Origin of the sequence: Pseudomonas sp. CM25, assembly GCF_013179705.1 — a bacterium.
Lineage (GTDB): Bacteria > Pseudomonadota > Gammaproteobacteria > Pseudomonadales > Pseudomonadaceae > Aquipseudomonas.
The window spans coordinates 23,591-42,322 of the sequence record NZ_JABMCW010000010.1; the positions used below are offsets into that span (position 1 = coordinate 23,591).

General features: G+C 62.8%; 16 protein-coding genes. 4 read left to right on the forward strand and 12 right to left on the reverse strand.

Features of this window, described 5'->3' with window-relative positions; all coding sequences use genetic code 11:
* Positions 1-14: 14 nt before the first annotated feature.
* Positions 15-1,508: a leucyl aminopeptidase gene (locus HP546_RS02265; protein WP_172219232.1), complete on the reverse strand. Its 1,494-nt coding sequence runs from the start codon at positions 1,506-1,508 to the stop codon at positions 15-17.
* Positions 1,509-1,809: 301 nt separating this feature from the next.
* Here HP546_RS02265 and lptF point away from each other — a divergent pair, with 301 nt between their 5' ends.
* Positions 1,810-2,925 carry an LPS export ABC transporter permease LptF gene (gene lptF / locus HP546_RS02270; protein WP_172219234.1) on the forward strand — a complete coding sequence of 372 codons (1,116 nt, stop codon included), beginning with the start codon at positions 1,810-1,812 and terminating at the stop codon, positions 2,923-2,925.
* Positions 2,918-3,979 carry an LPS export ABC transporter permease LptG gene (gene lptG / locus HP546_RS02275; RefSeq protein WP_172219236.1) on the forward strand — a complete coding sequence of 354 codons (1,062 nt, stop codon included), beginning with the start codon at positions 2,918-2,920 and terminating at the stop codon, positions 3,977-3,979. Before lptF ends, lptG begins: the two co-directional genes overlap by 8 nt.
* An 89-nt stretch (positions 3,980-4,068) precedes the next feature.
* Here the strand turns inward: lptG and HP546_RS02280 are convergent, their stop codons facing one another.
* The 6 genes from HP546_RS02280 to gcvH all read right to left on the reverse strand — a co-directional run bounded on the left by HP546_RS02280 (position 4,069) and on the right by gcvH (position 11,144).
* Positions 4,069-4,557, reverse strand: coding sequence for an RDD family protein (locus tag HP546_RS02280; RefSeq protein WP_172219238.1), 489 nt, complete (start codon positions 4,555-4,557; stop codon positions 4,069-4,071).
* A 97-nt stretch (positions 4,558-4,654) separates the two neighbouring features.
* Positions 4,655-4,867 carry a cold-shock protein gene (locus HP546_RS02285; protein WP_172219240.1) on the reverse strand — a complete coding sequence of 71 codons (213 nt, stop codon included), beginning with the start codon at positions 4,865-4,867 and terminating at the stop codon, positions 4,655-4,657.
* Between the two features lie 358 nt (positions 4,868-5,225).
* Entirely contained in the window at positions 5,226-6,347 is a 1,122-nt protein-coding gene (gene gcvT, locus HP546_RS02290; RefSeq protein ID WP_172219242.1) for a glycine cleavage system aminomethyltransferase GcvT, read from the reverse strand.
* Between the two features lie 27 nt (positions 6,348-6,374).
* A complete protein-coding gene (locus HP546_RS02295; protein WP_172219244.1) occupies positions 6,375-7,751 on the reverse strand; it encodes an L-serine ammonia-lyase in 1,377 nt (458 codons plus the stop codon).
* A 142-nt stretch (positions 7,752-7,893) separates the two neighbouring features.
* Positions 7,894-10,749 carry an aminomethyl-transferring glycine dehydrogenase gene (gcvP, locus tag HP546_RS02300; RefSeq protein WP_172219246.1) on the reverse strand — a complete coding sequence of 952 codons (2,856 nt, stop codon included), beginning with the start codon at positions 10,747-10,749 and terminating at the stop codon, positions 7,894-7,896.
* Between the two features lie 11 nt (positions 10,750-10,760).
* Complete coding sequence (gene gcvH, locus HP546_RS02305; RefSeq protein WP_172219248.1) at positions 10,761-11,144, reverse strand: glycine cleavage system protein GcvH; 384 nt, start codon at positions 11,142-11,144, stop codon at positions 10,761-10,763.
* Between the two features lie 602 nt (positions 11,145-11,746).
* On the opposite strand from gcvH, the gene HP546_RS02310 reads away from it, so the two are divergent.
* A complete protein-coding gene (locus HP546_RS02310) occupies positions 11,747-13,138 on the forward strand; it encodes an FAD-binding oxidoreductase (protein WP_218584422.1) in 1,392 nt (463 codons plus the stop codon).
* A 78-nt stretch (positions 13,139-13,216) separates the two neighbouring features.
* Positions 13,217-13,714, forward strand: a complete 498-nt coding sequence (locus HP546_RS02315) for a RidA family protein (protein ID WP_172219250.1) — start codon at positions 13,217-13,219, stop codon at positions 13,712-13,714.
* Between the two features lie 113 nt (positions 13,715-13,827).
* On the opposite strand, the gene HP546_RS02320 is transcribed toward HP546_RS02315, so the two are convergent.
* From HP546_RS02320 to HP546_RS02340, 5 genes are all read right to left on the reverse strand, one after another.
* On the reverse strand, positions 13,828-15,336 hold the full coding sequence (locus tag HP546_RS02320; protein WP_172219252.1) for a sigma-54-dependent transcriptional regulator: 1,509 nt from the start codon (positions 15,334-15,336) through the stop codon (positions 13,828-13,830).
* Positions 15,337-15,521: 185 nt separating this feature from the next.
* Positions 15,522-15,890 (reverse strand): DUF5064 family protein, encoded by a 369-nt coding sequence (locus HP546_RS02325; RefSeq protein WP_172219254.1) that lies wholly within the window; start codon positions 15,888-15,890, stop codon positions 15,522-15,524.
* 56 nt (positions 15,891-15,946) lie between these two features.
* On the reverse strand, positions 15,947-16,876 hold the full coding sequence (gene arcC, locus HP546_RS02330) for a carbamate kinase (RefSeq protein WP_172219256.1): 930 nt from the start codon (positions 16,874-16,876) through the stop codon (positions 15,947-15,949).
* Positions 16,877-17,058: 182 nt separating this feature from the next.
* Complete coding sequence (locus tag HP546_RS02335) at positions 17,059-18,069, reverse strand: ornithine carbamoyltransferase (RefSeq protein WP_172219258.1); 1,011 nt, start codon at positions 18,067-18,069, stop codon at positions 17,059-17,061.
* 69 nt (positions 18,070-18,138) lie between these two features.
* Positions 18,139-18,732: arginine deiminase family protein (locus HP546_RS02340; RefSeq protein WP_256678414.1), on the reverse strand; the 594-nt coding region annotated here is incomplete at its 5' end.

The following is an 18,732-nucleotide window of genomic DNA, read 5'->3' on the forward strand; positions in this document are numbered from 1 at the left end:
CCGGCTTCATGGCGTCATGCGCCAGCGCGGTCCAGCAGGTACTGGGTCAGCAGGGGCACCGGGCGGCCAGTGGCGCCCTTGTCCTTGCCACCGCTGACCCAGGCGGTACCGGCGATGTCCATGTGCGCCCAGTTGTAGGCCTTGGCGAAGCGCGACAGGAAGCAGCCGGCAGTGATGGTGCCGGCCTTGGGCCCGCCGATGTTGCCCATGTCGGCGAACGGGCTGTCCAGTTGCTCCTGGTACTCGTCGAACAGCGGCAGCTGCCAGGCACGGTCGTCGGCGCGCTTGCCGGCGTCGAGCAGTTGGCCGACCAGCTCGTCGTTGTTGCCCATCAGGCCGCTGGTGTGGCTGCCCAGGGCGACGATGCAGGCGCCGGTCAGGGTGGCGATGTCGATCACCGCCTGCGGCTTGAAGCGCTCGGCGTAGGTCAGGGTGTCGCACAGCACCAGGCGGCCTTCGGCGTCGGTGTTGAGGATTTCGACGGTTTGCCCGCTCATGGTGGTGACGATGTCGCCTGGGCGGGTGGCGCCGCCGCTTGGCATGTTTTCGGCGCATGCCAGCAGGCACACCAGGTTGATCGGCAGCTGCAGCTCAAGCACCGTGCGCAGGGTGCCGAACACACTGGCAGCGCCGCACATGTCGTACTTCATCTCGTCCATGCCGGCGCCTGGCTTGAGGCTGATGCCGCCGGTGTCGAAGGTGATGCCCTTGCCGACCAGCACGAACGGCTTGTCGGCCTTCTTGGCGCCCTGGTAATTGAGCACGATCAGGCGTGGCGGCTGGTCACTGCCCTGGCCGACGGCGTAGAACGCGCCCATGCCCAGGTCCTTGATCTTCTTCTCGTCCAGCACCTCGACCTTCAGGCCCTTGTGCGCCTTGCCCAGTTCCTTGGCCTGCTCGGCCAGGAAGCTTGGGTGGCACAGGTTGGGCGGCAGGTTGCCCAGGTCGCGGGTGAAGGCCATGCCGGTGGCAATCGCGCTGGCGTGTTGCACGGCGCGCTCGACTTCGGCCTGGCCGGCCTTGTCAGCCAGCAGGGTGACCTTTTTCAGGGCACGTGGCTCGACCTTTTGGCTTTTGAAGCGGTCGAACACGTACTCGCCGTCCAGCAGGGTCTCGGCCAGCAGGCGGTACTTGCCGTAGTGGGCGTCACGGTTGCTGACGGCGATGTCATCCAGGGCCAGCATTGCGTCGGCGCCGTTCAGGCCCTTGAGCACGCCGGCGACGCTGGCCACCAGTTTGCGCCAGGCACGGTCGCCCAAGGCGTCGTCCTTGCCACAGCCCACCAGCAGCACGCGCTCGGCTTTCAGGCCTGGCAGGCTGTGCAGCAACAGGGTCTGGCCCGGCTTGCCGGCCAGGTCGCCGCGCTTGAGCACGGCGCTGATGGCGCCTTCGCAGGCTTGGTCGACAGCCTTGGCAACTGCGCCGAGCTTGCGGTTTTCACCTACTGCGATGACCAGAGTGGCGGTTTTTACGGATGCAGCAGCTACGCTTTTTACAACCAGTTCCATGTCAGGATCCCCGAATGATCGATACGAATGGCGCTGTGTGTTCCAGCGCTCTGCGCGGGCCTGGCCGCGTCGTCGCGCGCCAGCGGAAAAGCTGCCAGTTTGAGCCTGCGGCAAGCGTGCTGACAACCCCGTCATGCACGTTAACGCGCGGCCAAGTGACAGGGGCGGTCAATCACAGGATAATGCGCGCACTTTACATGGAGGTTCGCCTTTGGCGAACCGGCATCGGTCTAGGCTGTAGCAAGTCATTGTCTGGCGCCATTGCATGGCAGTCCGCCCTGACAACCCAGGAGTGTCTGGTTTGATCGTCTTTCGTTATCTGTCCCGCGAGGTCCTGGTGACCTTGAGCGCCGTCAGCGCTGTGCTGCTGGTGATCATCATGAGCGGGCGCTTCATCAAGTACCTGGCCCAGGCTGCCCAGGGCGTGCTCGACCCGGGCGTGCTGTTCCTGATCATGGGCTTCCGTCTGCCAGGCTTCCTGCAACTGATCCTGCCGCTGGGGCTGTTCCTCGGCATTCTCCTGGCTTACGGGCGCCTGTACCTGGAAAGCGAGATGACCGTGCTCTCGGCCACCGGCATGAGCCAGCAGCGCTTGCTGGGCATGACCATGGCGCCGGCGGCGCTGGTTGCCCTGCTGGTCGCCTGGCTGAGCCTGAGCCTGGCGCCGCTGGGCGTGGCTCAGGTGCAGCAGATCATCAGCCAGCAGGATGCCCTGACCGAGTTCGATACCCTGGTGCCGGGCCGCTTCCAGACCCTGCGCGACGGTTCGCGGGTGACCTACACCGAACAGCTGTCGGATGATCGCGTCAACCTGGGCGGCGTGTTCATCTCCGAGAAGCGCTTCAACCAGGACAAGACCAAGGACCGCGCCCCCTCGGTACTGGTCGCCGAAAAAGGCCACCAGGAAATCCAGGCCGACGGCAACCGCTACCTGGTACTGGAAAACGGCTACCGCTATGACGGCAACCCGGGCCAGGCCGACTACCGCGCCATCAAGTACGACACCTACGGTGTACTGCTGCCCAAGCCGGAAGTCAGCGAGGAAGTGACCGAACGCGAAGCCATCCCGACCCTGGATCTGTTCGGCAAGACCGACCTGCGTGAGCGCGCCGAGCTGCAATGGCGGCTGTCGCTGCCCATCCTGGTGTTCGTCGTTACCCTGCTGGCAGTACCGCTGTCCCGGGCCAACCCGCGCCAGGGCCGGTTCCTCAAGCTGTTGCCGGCAATTCTCCTGTACATGGCCTACCTGACAATGCTGATTTCCGTACGCGGCGCCCTCGAGAAGGGCAAACTGCCGATCGCCCTGGGCATGTGGTGGGTCCACGGCCTGTTCCTGCTGATCGGCCTGGGCCTGATGTACTGGGAACCCCTGCGCCTGAAACGCGCCGCCCGTCGTGCGGAGGTGGCCCATGGCTAAGCTTGACCGCTACATCGGCCAGAGCGTGCTGATGGCAATTCTGGCGGTGCTGGGCATCATTCTCGGCCTGGCCTCGCTGTTCGCGTTCATCGACGAGATGAGCGACCTGAGTGACACCTACACGCTGATGGAGGCGGTCAACTTCGTTCTGCTGACCGCCCCGCGACGGCTGTACGACATGCTGCCCATGGCGGCCCTGATCGGCTGCCTGATCGGCCTGGGCAGCCTGGCCAGCAGCAGCGAGCTGACCATCATGCGTGCCGCCGGGGTTTCCATCGGCCGCATCGTCTGGGCGGTGATGAAGCCGATGCTGGTGCTGATGCTGGTCGGCCTGCTGATCGGCGAATACGTGGCCCCGGTGACCGAGAACAAGGCCCAGGCCGATCGTTCCCTGGCCCAGGGCGGTGGTGAAGCGCAGAGCTCCAAGCGCGGCATGTGGCACCGCCAAGGTGAGGAATTCGTGCACATCAACGCCGTGCAGCCCAACGGCCTGCTGCTGGGCGTGACCCGCTACCGCTTTGACAGCGAGCGCAAGATCGTTACCTCGAGCTTCGCCCGGCGTGCCCAGTACAATGACGATCACTGGATGCTCAGCGATGTCAGCACCACGTTCTTCCGCGGTGACCACACCGAAGTGGTGAAGGCGCCCGACGAGCGCTGGGATGTTTCGCTTACCCCGCAGTTGCTGAACACCGTGATCCTCGCCCCTGAATCGCTGTCGATCACCGGGCTGTGGGACTACATTCACTACCTGTCCGACCAGGGCCTGAACAATGCCCGTTACTGGCTGGCGTTCTGGACCAAGGTGCTGCAGCCGATGGTGACCGCTGCGCTGGTGCTGATGGCGATTTCCTTCATCTTCGGCCCGCTGCGTTCGGTAACGCTCGGCCAGCGCGTGTTCACCGGCGTGCTGGTGGGCTTTGTGTTCCGCATTGCCCAGGACCTGCTGGGGCCATCGAGCCAGGTGTTCGGCTTCCCGCCGCTGCTGGCGGTGGTGATACCGGCGGGGGTCTGTGCCCTGGCCGGTGTCTGGCTGTTGCGCCGGGCAGGTTGATTGCCTTAGCGGTACAAAATAGCCGACCTCAGGGTCGGCTTTTTTGTGGCTGATGCCCTATCGCCGGAGCAGGCAACACAAGGCTCAAGTCACTTCTTCTGCTTCGGCACCCGCACCAGCTGGCTTTCCGAATAGATGTCATGCCATCCGCGCTTGCGCTTGTCGATCAACGCCCAGAAAAACCCCAGCCCCAGGCATAGCCACGAGGCGATCGACACCACGAAGCGCAACAGTGCCTGCCACAGGCTGATCGCCGAGCCATCGGCATTCTGCACCCGCACGCCCCACACCTGCATGCCCAGGGTCTGCCCGCCGTGGGTCCAGAACTTGGCAAAGAAGCCGAACAAGGCGAACAGCAGCACCGTCGATAGCAGCGGGTCACCATCCAGTGCGCCAGCCTCGGTCAGCTCGCGCATGCGCGCTTCGCCAATGATTGCCATCTGGATCAGCTTGTAGGCGCCGGCGGTAACGATCAGCAGCGCAGTACATAGCAGGAAATCGTAGAACATCGCAGCCAGACGCCGGCCAAGGCCAACGGGCGGGAATTCACCCTGCGGGAGAAGGTGACGGGTAGGCATATGCGTGGCAGCTCCGAATGGCAAAGGCTCATTCTATGGAATTGCAGGCATAAAAAAGCCCCTGCGGGTCAACGCAGGGGCTCTTTTTCGAAGATTATCAGGCTTCTGCCTGGACTTCGTCAGCCTGCATGCCTTTTTGGCCCTGCACGGCAACGAAGGTCACTTTCTGGCCTTCTTTCAGGCTTTTGAAGCCGTTGCCCTGGATAGCGCGGAAGTGCACGAACAGATCCGGACCGCTTTCTGGAGTGATGAAGCCGTAACCTTTCTCGTCGTTAAACCACTTGACGGTACCGTTCAGACGCTCAGCCATTGTCTTGTTTCCTACGAAGCTTAAATTTTGATGACAGTTTCTTTTGCATTTATTGTAGGCAAAAGATTACTGGGCTGGGTTGCAGGAAAGTAAGAGACGGCGAACGGGTTGTAGCAGATCGCGGCTACTGGCCCAGGTCACGAACTGTTGCGACCCATGCAAACACAGTGCAGTGACTCTACGCCAACTCCCGAGCGAAAAACAAGCCCTTGGTCGTATGGAAAACCGGCCGTTTACCGATAACCGACCGAATGGTCGGAAACGGCATGGCGCCTGGCCTGGCGCCATGTTCAAAAGTTATTGGGCAGGTTCGAAAACGAATATGTCCAAGCTGCCCGATAACCTTCACAAAACAGTTTCAACCACGGTAGTAACGTTGTGCCACGAAAGGCATTTTACTGACTTTCAAGGCCACCTTCTTGCCGCGCACCACTGCATACAACGGGGTGTCGAGTGCGGTATGTTCGCTATCGATATACCCCATTGCGACAGGCGCGCCGAGTGTCGGACCAAAACCGCCACTGCACACTTTGCCTACAGGTTTATCGTTTGCGTCGACGATGTCTGCACCTTCACGCACGGGCGTACGTTCCTGCGGCAACAGCCCGACGCGCTTGCGCGCCACTCCGTCGCGTTGATGGGCGAAGATGGCTTCGGCCCCCGGGAAGCCTGCGGCACGTGCACCGTCGGCACGGCGCACCTTGGAAACCGCCCACAGCAGGCTGGCTTCGACCGGCGTGGTCTCGCTGTTCATGTCGTGGCCATACAGGCACAGGCCGGCTTCCAGGCGCAGCGAGTCGCGTGCACCCAGGCCGATCGGCTGTACTTGCGGATCGGCCAGCAGGCCGCGGGCCAAGGCTTCTGCTGCGTTGACGGGTACCGAGATCTCGTAGCCGTCTTCGCCGGTGTAGCCCGAACGGCTGACATAGCATTCCTCACCCAGCAGTTTGATCGGGCGCAACTGCATGAAGGTCATGCCCGCGACTTCCGGGGCCAGGCGCTCCAGCACCTTGACCGCTGCCGGGCCTTGCAGGGCCAGCAGGGCACGTTGCTCGAACAGCGGCTGGACGTCGCAACGTTTGCCGATGTGCTGTTGCAGGTGGGCCAGGTCCTGGTCCTTGCAGGCCGCGTTGACCACCAGGAACAGGGTGTCGTCGCCCAGGTTGGCAACCATCAGGTCGTCGAGGATGCCGCCTTGTTCATTGGTGAACATGGCATAGCGCTGCATGCCCACCGGCAGGTCGATGATATCTACCGGTACCAGGCTTTCCAGGGCCCTGGCAGCATCGCAGCCGCGCAGCATGATCTGGCCCATGTGCGAGACATCGAACAGGCCGGCCTGCTCGCGGGTGTGCAGGTGTTCCTTGAGCACGCCCAACGGGTACTGCACCGGCATGTCGTAGCCGGCGAACGGCACCATGCGTGCACCCAGTTCCAGGTGCAGGGCGTGCAGCGGGGTCTTGAGCAGTGTTTCGGACATCGGTGACTCCTTGCTGTTGTTGTCGGGTCAACATTCGATGATGTTGACGGCCAGGCCGCCGCGGGCGGTCTCTTTGTATTTGCTTTTCATGTCGGCGCCGGTCTGGCGCATGGTGCGGATGACCTTGTCGAGCGACACAAAGTGCTGCCCGTCGCCGCGCAAGGCCATGCGCACCGCGTTGATGGCCTTTACCGAGCCCATGGCGTTGCGCTCGATGCAAGGCACCTGGACCAGCCCGCCAATCGGATCGCAGGTCAGGCCCAGGTTGTGTTCCATGCCGATCTCGGCGGCGTTTTCCACCTGCTGTACGCTGCCACCCATCACCTCGCACAGGGCCCCGGCGGCCATCGAGCAGGCCACGCCGACCTCGCCCTGGCAGCCCACTTCGGCGCCGGAGATGGAGGCGTTTTCCTTGTACAGGATGCCGATCGCCGCAGCGGTAAGCAGAAAGCGCACCACCCCGTCATCGCTGGCAGCCGGCACGAAGCGCATGTAGTAGTGCAGCACTGCCGGGACGATGCCGGCCGCGCCGTTGGTGGGTGCGGTGACTACGCGCCCGCCGTAGGCGTTTTCTTCGTTGACCGCCAAGGCGTAGAGGTTGACCCAGTCGAGCACCGAAAGGGCATCGCGCAGGCTGGCCTCCGGGTGACGGCTAAGCTGGCGATACAGCGCTGGGGCGCGGCGTTTGACCTTGAGCCCGCCGGGCAGGATGCCTTCATGCTGGCAGCCGGCTTCGACGCAGTCCTGCATCACCTGCCAGATGTGCAGCAGGCCCTCGCGGGTTTGCGCCTCCGGGCGCCAAGCGGCTTCGTTGGCCAACATCACCTGGCTGACCGAGAGGTTTTGCGCGGAGCAATGGCCGAGCAGTTCCCTGGCGGTCTTGAACGGGTAGGCCAGCACCGTGCTGTCCTCGACGATGCGGTCGTGGCCGGCGGCATCCTCGTCAACCACGAAGCCGCCGCCCACCGAGTAGTACTCGCGGCTGCGGATTTGCAGGCCGGCGTCATCGAAGGCGCGGAAGATCATGCCGTTGGGGTGATAGGCCAGCGGCTTGCGGATCATCGCCAGGTGCTGTTTTTCGTTGAAAGCGATGCTGTGCTCGCCCAGCAGGTTGATGCGACCGCTGTCGCGGATGGCCTGCAGGCGGGCGGGGATGGCGTCGGTATCGACCGTGTCAGGGTGTTCCCCCTCAAGGCCCAGCAGCACGGCCTTGTCGCTGCCGTGGCCCTTGCCGGTGGCGCCCAGCGAGCCATACAGCTCGGCCTTGACGGTGACAGTGCGGTCGAGCAGGCCATCACGGCGCAACCCTTCGGCGAAGCGCGCAGCAGCGCGCATCGGGCCGACCGTGTGGGAGCTGGAGGGGCCGATGCCGATCTTGAACAGGTCGAAGACGCTCAGTGACATTGCTCGTTCCCTCCAGAAGGTAAAGGCGAGTGCTGCGCACTCGATCGCCGGCAAGCCAGCTCCCACAGGTAATGCACAACCCTTTGCAGCAGTGGAGCCCTTGTGGGAGCTGGCTTGCCGGCGATGAGGCCAGTGCGTCGAATCAGGCGTCCTGATAGCTCTCGATCGACGGGCAGGCGCACACCAGGTTGCGGTCGCCGAACACGTTGTCGACCCGGCCAACCGGCGGCCAGTACTTGCTTTCGACCAGGCTCGCCAGCGGGTACACCGCTTGCTCGCGGCTGTAGCCGTGGGTCCATTCGCCAACCAGCTCGGCCGCGGTGTGCGGGGCGTTTTTCAGCGGGTTGTCGTCCTTGTCCAGGCTACCGTTCTCCACGGCGCGAATTTCTTCGCGGATCTGGATCATTGCATCACAGAAGCGGTCCAGTTCTTCCTTGGCCTCGCTTTCGGTCGGTTCGATCATCAGCGTGCCGGCCACCGGGAACGACATGGTCGGAGCATGGAAACCGAAGTCGATCAGGCGCTTGGCCACGTCGTCGACGCTGATACCGCTGGTGTCCTTCAGCGGGCGCAGGTCGAGGATGCACTCGTGGGCCACCAGGCCATTGCCGCCGGTATACAGAACAGGATAGTGCTCTTCCAGGCGGCGGGCGATGTAGTTGGCGTTGAGGATTGCCATCTGCGAAGCACGCTTGAGGCCGGCACCGCCCATCATGCGAATGTACATCCAGGTGATCGGCAGGATGCTGGCGCTGCCGAACGGCGCGGCACACACCGCACCGGTGGTGTTTTCCAGCTGCGCATGGCCGGGCAGGAACGGCGCCAGGTGCGATTTGACGCCAATCGGGCCGACGCCCGGGCCGCCGCCACCGTGGGGGATGCAGAAGGTCTTGTGCAGGTTCAGGTGGGAAACATCGCCGCCGAACTTGCCCGGGGCGCACAGGCCGACCATGGCGTTCATGTTGGCGCCGTCGATGTACACCTGGCCACCGTTGTCATGGATGATCGCGCAGATCTCGCCGATCGCTTCCTCGAACACGCCGTGGGTCGACGGGTAGGTGATCATGATCGCGGCCAGGCGCTCGCGATGTTCGATGGCCTTGGCGCGCAGGTCCTCGACATCGACGTTGCCGCGGGCGTCACAGGCGGTGACGACTACGCGCATGCCGGCCATGTGCGCGGTCGCCGGGTTGGTGCCGTGGGCGGAGGACGGGATCAGGCAGATGTCACGGTGCGCCTCGCCACGGCTACGGTGGTAGGCACGGATCGCCAGCAGGCCGGCGTACTCGCCCTGGGAGCCGGCGTTGGGCTGCAGCGACACGGCGTCATAACCGGTGGCGGCGCACAGCATGGCCTCCAGCTCGGTGGTCATCTGCAGGTAGCCCTGGCTTTGCTCGGCAGGGGCGAACGGGTGCAGGTTGCCGAATTCGGCCCAGGTAACCGGGATCATTTCGCTGGCGGCGTTCAGCTTCATGGTGCACGAGCCCAGCGGGATCATGCTGCGGTCCAGCGCCAGGTCCTTGTCGGCCAGGCGGCGCAGGTAGCGCATCAGCTCGGTTTCGCTGTGATAGCGGTTGAACACCGGGTGTTCGAGAATGGCCGACTGGCGCAGCAGGGCAGCAGGCAGCAGCGAGCCGGTGCTGGCGGCCAGCGCGGCAAAATCTGGCTGGGCCTGGTCGCCCGCGAACAGCTGCCACAGGGCCTCGACATCCGCCTGGCTGCTGGTTTCGTCCAGCGACAGGCCCAGGTGGCCGGCGTCGACCTGGCGCAGGTTGATGCCTTGGGCGCGTGCCTGGTCATGCAGGCCGGCAGTGGAACTGCCGGTGGCCAGGGTCAGGGTGTCGAAGGCGCTGGCGCCCACCAGCTGCACGCCCAGCGTGTTCAGGCCGGCGGCGAGGATAGCGGTCAGGGCATGGGTACGTTCGGCGATGCGCTTGAGGCCGGCCGGGCCGTGATAGACGGCGAACATGCTGGCGATGTTGGCCAGCAGTACCTGGGCGGTGCAAATGTTGCTAGTGGCCTTTTCGCGGCGGATATGCTGCTCGCGGGTTTGCATGGCCAGGCGCAGCGCGGTCTTGCCGAAGCGGTCGATAGAAACGCCCACCAGGCGGCCCGGCATGTCCCGCTTGAACGCGTCACGGGTGGCGAAGTAGGCCGCGTGCGGGCCACCGAAGCCCAGTGGCACGCCGAAGCGCTGGGCGCTGCCGATGGCCACGTCGGCGTCGAACTCGCCCGGCGGGGTCAGCAGGGTCAGGGCCAGCAGGTCGGCGGCGACGGCGACCAAGGCATTGGCGGCGTGGAAGCGCTGCACCACGTCGCGGTAGTCGAACACTTCACCGTTGCTGGCCGGGTACTGCAGCAGGGCGCCGAAGAAGGCGCTGACATCACCCAGTTCGCGCTCGTCGCCGACCACGATCTCGATACCCAGCGGCTCGGCACGGGTGCGCAGCACATCAAGGGTTTGCGGGTGGCAATGCACCGAGGCGAAGAAGGCGTGGCTGGTCTTGTTCTTCGACAGCCGCTTGCAGAAGGTCATGGCCTCGGCCGCTGCAGTGGCTTCGTCGAGCAGCGAGGCGTTGGCGATCGGCAGGCCGGTCAGGTCGCTGATCAGGGTCTGGAAGTTCAGCAGTGCTTCCAGGCGGCCCTGGGAAATTTCTGGCTGGTACGGGGTGTAGGCGGTGTACCAGGCCGGGTTCTCCAGCAGGTTGCGCAGGATCGGTGCCGGGGTGTGGGTGTTGTAGTAGCCCTGGCCGATGTAGCTCTTGAACAGCTGGTTGTTGCCGGCGATGGCCTTGAGCGCGGCAAGCGCGTCGGCTTCACTTTGGCCGTCATGCGAGCCAAGCACGCTGGTGCCCTTGATGCTGTCGGGGATGACTGCGGCGGTCATGGCTTCCAGCGAGTCGAAGCCCAGTGCTGCGAGCATGGCCTGCTCGTCAGCGGCGCGCGGGCCGATGTGACGGGCGATGAACTCGTTGGCGGTGCCGAGGTTGGTGGTCATGGCAGGGTTCCTCAGGCGTCGTCGTTGGCTTTGATCAGGCGGTCGTAGGCGTCCTGGTCGAGCAGGGCGGTCACTTCGCTCATGTCGGCCGGGTTGAAGCGGAAGAACCAGCCTTCGCCCATCGGGTCTTCGTTGACCAGTTCCGGGCTGTTTTCGAGCTGCCCGTTGACTTCGACCACTTCGCCGGTCAGGGGCATGTACACCCCGCTTGCAGCCTTCACCGATTCGACGGTGGAGGCTTCGCTGCCTTTCTCATACTGCTGCAACTCGGGCAGTTGCACGAAAACCACATCGCCAAGGGCGTTCTGGGCGTAGGCGGTGATGCCCACGGTGACGCTGCCATCGGCTTCGACGCGCAGCCATTCGTGATCTTCAGTGAAACGCAACTCGCTCATGGGGAATCCTCGGGAAGCAGGGCGTTGGGCGCGGTGGCTCCGCGCTCTTGGGTTGATAATCTACTAGCAAGAACACGGCCAATCTTGAAAAACCCATATAAAACAATTGGATAGGTATTTCCCATGTTCGCTTCGTGGTTTTTCTGGAACGAAAACGCTACGCAAGGGCAGCAGATGAAAAGGGTTTGGGGATCAAACCCTTGCGCGGGCGCATTCGAACGAGCTTGTATCGATTTCGGTACGGTGTATTAAAATCGATACGCTGCGTTGAATTCGGGCAAGTACGCTGCTTGAAACAGTCCTGACAACTCGCAGCATTACTGTGCTCTTTCTCCTATTTAATGTCGCTAAATCAACTATTTGTGTCACCTGCACGATAGTTTTCAAATGGCTGAACTAAGTATTTGCCTTCAGCGATGTGTTTGCCCGCTGGCGCTCACCAAAATAGCCCCCCTTCAATTTGCACCGCCCGCCACCACGCGCTGGTCAGGAAGTTGGCCAGGACGTCTGTCGGCCAGGCAGGTGGCTGGCTGCCGGGCTTATGCAAACAACACCGAATACCAGGAAAGGAAAGTGTCATGGGAATGACGAGGCGTAATCTATTGATCGGCGGCGGCGTCGCGGCTGTCGTGGCAGGCGCGGGAATCCTTACCCCCTTGCTGACCCGCGAAGGCAGGTTGATCCCTGGCAAACCGCGGTTTGGCTATGTCGAAGGCACCGAGGGCGCACTCCCCAAACAGGCAGATGTGGTCGTTGTAGGGGCGGGCATTCTGGGGCTGATGACGGCAATCAATCTGGTCGAGCGCGGCCTCTCGGTAGTTGTTGTTGAAAAAGGTGAAATTGCCGGTGAGCAGTCCTGCCGGTTCTATGGCCAGGTCATGACCTACAAGATGCCGGATGCAACTTTCCAGTTGCACCATCTTGCCAAACAACGCTGGCGAGAAATGAATGCCAAAGTGGGTGCAGATACCAGTTATCGCACACAAGGCCGGGTTGAAGTGCCCTTCGATGAAGAAGATCTGGAAGGCGTCAGAAAGTGGATTGATGTCAAAACCCGCGAAGTTGCAGCAGATATACCGTTCAATACGCGCATCATTCAAGGCAATGAACTTGAACAGCGCCTGCGTGGTGCAGCATCGCGCTGGACGGTGGCAGGCTTCGAGGAAGATTCCGGTAGCCTGGATGCCGAGCGCGCATCGTTTGTGATGGCGGAATACGCCAGGAAAGCGGGTGTGCGTATCTACACTCACTGCGCCGCGAGGGGCCTGGAAACCCAGGCAGGAGCCATCTCTGACGTGGTGACCGAGAAGGGCGCCATCCGCACTTCGCGTGTGATAGTGGCCGGCGGCGCGTGGTCGAGGTTGTTCATGCAGAACCTGGGCGTCGATGTGCCTACCTTGCCCGCTTACCAGTCCCAGCAGATCATCAGTGCGGCGCCCCGTGCGCCTGGCGGCAACGTTGCGTTGCCAGGGAATATCTACTTCCGCGAGCAGGCCGACGGTACCTATGCCACCTCGCCGCGCGTCGTGGTTGCCCCCGTGGTGAAAGAGTCGTTCATGTACGGCTACAAGTACCTGCCCTTGCTGGCCATCCCTGACTTCCCGGTGCACATCTCGCTCAACAAGCAGCTGATTGATTCGTTCATCCAGCCCACGCACTGGAAACTGGACGAGGTTTCGCCTTTCGAGAAAAACCGGTTGATGACAGCGGCCCCGGACCTGCCGGAGCTGAATGCGTCTTTGGCAAAACTCAAGGTCGAATTCCCGGCTTTCAGCGATGCAAAACTGATCGATCAGTGGAGCGGTGCGATGGCCATCGCACCGGATGAGAACCCCATCATTTCGCAGGTCAAGGAGTACCCCGGCCTGGTTCTCAATACCGCAACCGGGTGGGGGATGACGGAGAGCCCGGTGTCGTCCGAACTGTCGGCGGACTTGCTGCTTGGCAAAGCGCCTGTGCTGGACCCGAAACCGTTCAGCCTGTATCGATTCTAAGCACACCTGGCGCAATGGAATGACCCGTGCACGCATCGACGATGCGTGCATATTTTTGGCAATCATCAGGAGAACAGTATGAAAGTCGCTTTCAAGACTGCAGCAGCAATGGCCGTGGCACTCGCAGGTGCCGCAAGCGTGCAGGCACAAGACATCGTGCGCCATGGCGCCGGCAGTTTCCCTATTTCGTCGGCAGTAGAGGTTCCTGCAGGGAAGACGGTCGTCTACCTGAGTGGTTCCGTCCCGACGGTCATCTATCCTGATGCGCCCAAGGGTTCGCTGGAAGCCTATGGAGATACCAAGGCACAAACCATCAATGTGCTGCAGAACATTCAGCAGCAATTGAAAGACCTGGGCCTTGGCCTTGCCGACGTGGTGAAGATGCAGGTATTCCTGGTGGGCGGGCCGGAGAACGGCGGGAAGATGGACTTCGACGGATTCATGGCTGGCTATACCCAGTTCTTCGGACCAACCGCCAAGCAGCCGGTCCTTCCTGCGCGCTCGGCGTTCCAGATCGCCGGCCTGGCCGACCCTGCCTGGCGTGTCGAAATCGAAGTTACCGCAGTTCGTCCCTGAACCAGGCTGCCCGCCAGCCCTGGGCTAGCCATGCCCGGGGCTGGCAGCTGTTTCCCGTACAGCCGGCTGGCGTAGGAAGAGCCTGAATAACGACCGGGTTATTCCAACTACAGTCAGCCTTTACCCGGTATTCCATATTTGCGAAGGCGCTGGGCGATGGCGGTATGCGAAGTTTGCAGGCGCCCGGCTAGTTGCCGGGTCGAGGGATAGCTGGCATATAACCGCTGCAACAGCTCACGTTCGAAATCGCCCACGGCTTGCTCCAGGCTGGCCACTTCGCCATCTTGCCCGCGCGCTACCGAGGTGCCGGCGATGTCCAGGTCGCCGATGTCCACCAGGTTGCCCTCGCAGATGGCGGCCGCGCGGAAAATCACGTTTTGCAGCTGGCGCACATTGCCCGGCCAGGGGTTGGCCAGCAGTGCCGAATGGGTGGCCGGGGTCAACCGGCAAGCTGGGCGCTGGATCTGCGTGCAGGCCTGCTGCATGAAGAAGTGCGCCAGCATCAGGATGTCCTGGCCACGGTCGCGTAGCGGCGGTACCTGCAGGTTGAGCACGTTGAGGCGGTAGAACAGGTCTTCGCGGAAGCTGCCTTCGGCAACCATGCGCTCCAGATCGCGGTGGGTGGCGCTGATGATGCGCACATCCACCTTCACTTCGCGGTCGCCGCCCACCCGGCGGAAGCTGCCATCGCTGAGAAAACGCAGCAGCTTGGCCTGCAGGTACGGCGACATTTCGCCAATTTCATCGAGGAACACCGTGCCCTGGTTGGCCAGCTCCATCAGCCCGGGCTTGCCACCGCGCTGTGCACCGGTGAAGGCGCCGGGGGCGTAGCCGAACAGCTCGCTCTCGGCCAGGCTTTCGGGCAATGCAGCACAGTTCAGGGCCAGGAACGGTGCCGAGTGACGGCTGCTGATGGCATGGCAGGCACGGGCCACCAGCTCTTTGCCGGTGCCGGTTTCACCATGCACCAGCAGCGGTGCGTCCAGTGCCGCCACGCGCAGGGCGCGGGCTTTGAGGGTGCGGATGGCCGGCGACTCACCGAGCAAGGCATCGAAACCTTCGGCGTGGTCGTGGTGCAGGGCCGACAGGCGTTCACCCATGCGGGTCGGCGGGTACAGCGTCAGCAGGCCACCGGCGTTGGTGATCGGCATGGCGTCCAGCAACAGGCTTTGGCCGTTCAGTTGCATCTCACGCATCGGCAGGTGGAAATTGTTGTCCAGCAGCGCTTGCAGCAGCGCCGGGTCGTCGAACAGCTCGCCCACCGAACGCCCGGCTGATTCGCGGCCGCACAGTTCGATCAGCGCCGGGTTGGCCAGCAGTACCTTGCCAGCGCTGTCTACCGCCAGTACCGGGTCGCTCATGGCGGCAAGCAGGGCATCGAGCTGCAGGTGACGGCGCTGGCCGGGGAGGATGTCGACCACGTCCACCGACTGCACGCCATGTACTTCGAACAGTGCGTCGTGCAGCTCTTCAAGTACGGCGGGGCTGAGGGTCGGGGCGTCGATGTAGACGTTCGGCGGGACCATCTCCACGGCGTCCAGATTGAGGTGGCGGGCACCGAGCAGGGCAAGGACTTCCTGGGTGATGCCGACGCGGTCGATGAAGCTGACGTGGATGCGCATGGGTACGGTGAAGTGGTGGCCAGGGAGGGCGGTAGTATGCCTTAACAGCGCTGGTGACGCTTTGCGGCCCTATCACGACACAAGGCCGCTCCTACAGGCTGCGCGCCGGTTTCAAGCGTCGCGCTATATCTGTAGGAGCGGCCTTGTGTCGCGAAGGGCTGCAAAGCAGCCCCCGATTCTGGTGCTCACTCCAGATGTTCTGGCTTGATCGGGTCACCGGATTTCACATCCAGCTTGGTGCGAATGTCTTCGAACATCAGGTCATAGATCTTGTGCGGTGAACCAAGGGTTTCGAATTTCTTTGGTGGCGCCAGATGGGCCTGGGCCTTGCGGCTCAGCACCATCAGGAAACTGGGCAACACCTGATCCTTGGGCAGGAAAAACTTTTCGTCCACCGGCTTGCCTTCGATGCTGCCATGCATGTGAAACTGAATGCCACGTCCTTCCCTGGGATCCTGCGCCGCTTCGTACTGAATGTTGAGGTCGTAGCTGTGGTCGCTGCTGTTCAGCGCAGTGCGCTCGATGTGTACATGACCGGACTGGTACTGGGCCATGGCAGGCTCCTTTGGAAGGTCGAAAACGGCGGGCCACGCAGGCCCGCCCGCTGCATTCAACGGTAGCTTATCCCCGGCTTCGCGGTGGAAACCCGGGTGCCGGCAGTGCCCTTGACGATATCCTCGATGTTTTCCAGCGAGCTGATAACCGCCACCTTGCCGGTGTTGCGGGCAAAGTCGCAGGCGGCCTGCACCTTCGGCCCCATAGAGCCTGCGGCGAAGCCCAGCTTCTCCAGCTCGTCGGGATGCGCCTGGGCGATGGCCTTCTGCGTCGGCTTGCCGAAATCAATGTACGCCGCATCCACATCCGTGGCGATTACCAGAAGGTCGGCATCCAGCTGCTCTGCGAGCAAGGCCGAGCACAGGTCCTTGTCGATCACCGCCTCGATGCCTTTGAGTTTGCGGTTTTCATCGTACATGGTGGGGATGCCGCCGCCGCCGGCGCAAATCACGATGCTGCTCTTCTCCAGCAGCCACTTGATCGGGCGGATCTCGAAGATGCGCTTGGGTTTGGGGCTGGCCACCACGCGGCGATACTTGTCGCCGTCTGCCTTGACCACCCAGCCTTTTTCCTTGGCCAGGCGCTCGGCCTCTTCCTTGCCGTAGACCGGGCCGATGAACTTGGTCGGGTCCTTGAACGCGGGGTCGTTGGCGTCCACTTCCACCTGGGTCAAAAGCGTGGCGAACGGCACTTCGAAAGCCAGCAGGTTGCCCAGTTCCTGTTCGATCATGTAGCCGATCATGCCCTCGGTTTCTGCACCCAGCACGTCCAGCGGGTAGGCCTCGTCGGGCTTGTACGACATGCCCTGCAGCGACAGCAAGCCGACTTGCGGACCGTTGCCGTGGGCGATGACCAGTTCGTTGCCAGGATGGATCTTGGCGATCTGTTCGGTGGCGGTGCGGATATTGGCGCGCTGGTTGTCAGCGGTCATCGGCTCGCCGCGACGCAGCAGGGCGTTGCCGCCCAATGCAACAACGATACGCATGAGGAATGTCCTTTAACGAAAGAGGGAGCGCTGCTCTGGACCGGATATCACAGCCCCCTTGTGGGAGCGGGTTTACCCGCGAAGGCGTCAGCCCAGGGTTAAGGTGCTGGTGCTGCCGACGCATTCGCGGGTGAACCCGCTCCCACAGGGGATCGTAGTCGCCCGGCCTGGCGAGTCAGCCCTTACAAGTCAGCCAGCGTCGATACCAGGATCGCCTTGATCGTGTGCATGCGGTTTTCCGCCTGCTCGAAAGCAATGCAGGCCGGCGACTCGAACACGTCGTCGGTCACTTCGATGCCGTTGGCCAGGTCCGGATATTGCTCGGCAATCTGCTTGCCGACCTTGGTGTCGGAGTTGTGGAACGCCGGCAGGCAGTGCATGAACTTGGTGCGTGGGTTGCCGGTCGACTTCATCAGCTCGGCGTTCACCTGGTACGGCTTGAGCTGCTTGATGCGCTCGCCCCAGGCCTCGATCGGCTCACCCATCGATACCCACACGTCGGTGTGCACGAAGTCCACGCCCTTGACGGCGGCTTTCGGGTCTTCGGTGAGGGTTATGCGCGCGCCGCTTTCTTCGGCGTACTTCTGGCAGCGCTCGACCAGGTCGTCGTGCGGCCACAGCGCCTTGGGCGCGGCAATGCGCACGTCCATGCCCAGCTTGGCGCCGATCAGCAGCAGCGAGTTGCCCATGTTGTTGCGCGCGTCGCCCAGGTAGGCGTAGCTGATGTCGTGCAGCGGCTTGTCGCTGTGCTCACGCATGGTCAGCACGTCGGCGATCATCTGGGTGGGGTGGTATTCGTCGGTCAGGCCGTTGAACACCGGTACACCGGCGAACTTTGCCAGCTCTTCGACGATTTCCTGCTTGAAGCCACGGTATTCGATGGCGTCGTACATGCGCCCGAGTACGCGGGCGGTGTCCTTCATGCTTTCCTTGTGGCCGATCTGCGACGAGTTGGGGTCGATGTAGGTGACGTTGGCGCCTTGGTCATAGGCCGCCACTTCGAAGGCACAGCGGGTACGGGTGGAGGTTTTTTCGAAGATCAGGGCAATATTGTTGCCTTTCAGGTGCTGCTGCTCGGTCCCGGTGTACTTGGCGCGCTTGAGATCGCGGGACAGGTCCAGCAGGTAGCGCAGCTCGCGGGTGGTGTGGTGCTCCAGGCTGAGCAGGTTGCGGTTGTGAATATTGAACGCCATGACATTTCTCCTTGAGTTTGGTGAACACACCGGCCGCGGCTTTGTGAGCGCGGCCGGGGGCAATGGTCGTTAGTAGTCGACAGGGTCGCGCACGATCGGGCAGGTCATGCAGTGGCCGCCGCCGCGGCCCCGGCCCAGTTCGCCGGCGCTGATGGTGATCACCTCGATACCGGCCTTGCGCAGCAGGGTGTTGGTGTAGGTGTTGCGGTCGTAGCCAATGACCACCCCTGGCTCGATGGCAACCACGTTGTTGCCGTCATCCCACTGTTCGCGCTCGGCGGCAAAGCTGTTGCCGCCGGTCTCGACCACGCGCAGGGTGACGCCAAGCTGCTCGCCCACTACCTCGATGAACGATTTGTTGATGCGGCGTACATCCATGCCGTACGGCTTGCCCTCGTCCGGGCGAATGATGAACGGTACGATCTCTTTCACCACTTCCGGGAAGACCGTGACCAGGTCGCGGTCGCAGAAGCTGAACACGGTGTCCAGATGCATCGCGGCGCGAGACTTGGGCAGCCCGGCGACGATCACTTCCTTCACCGCGCCTTTGGCAAACAGGCTCTGCGCCAGCTGGCCGATGGCCTGGCGCGAGGTGCGCTCACCCATGCCGATCAACACGATGCCATTGCCGATCGGCATCACGTCACCGCCTTCAAGGGTGGC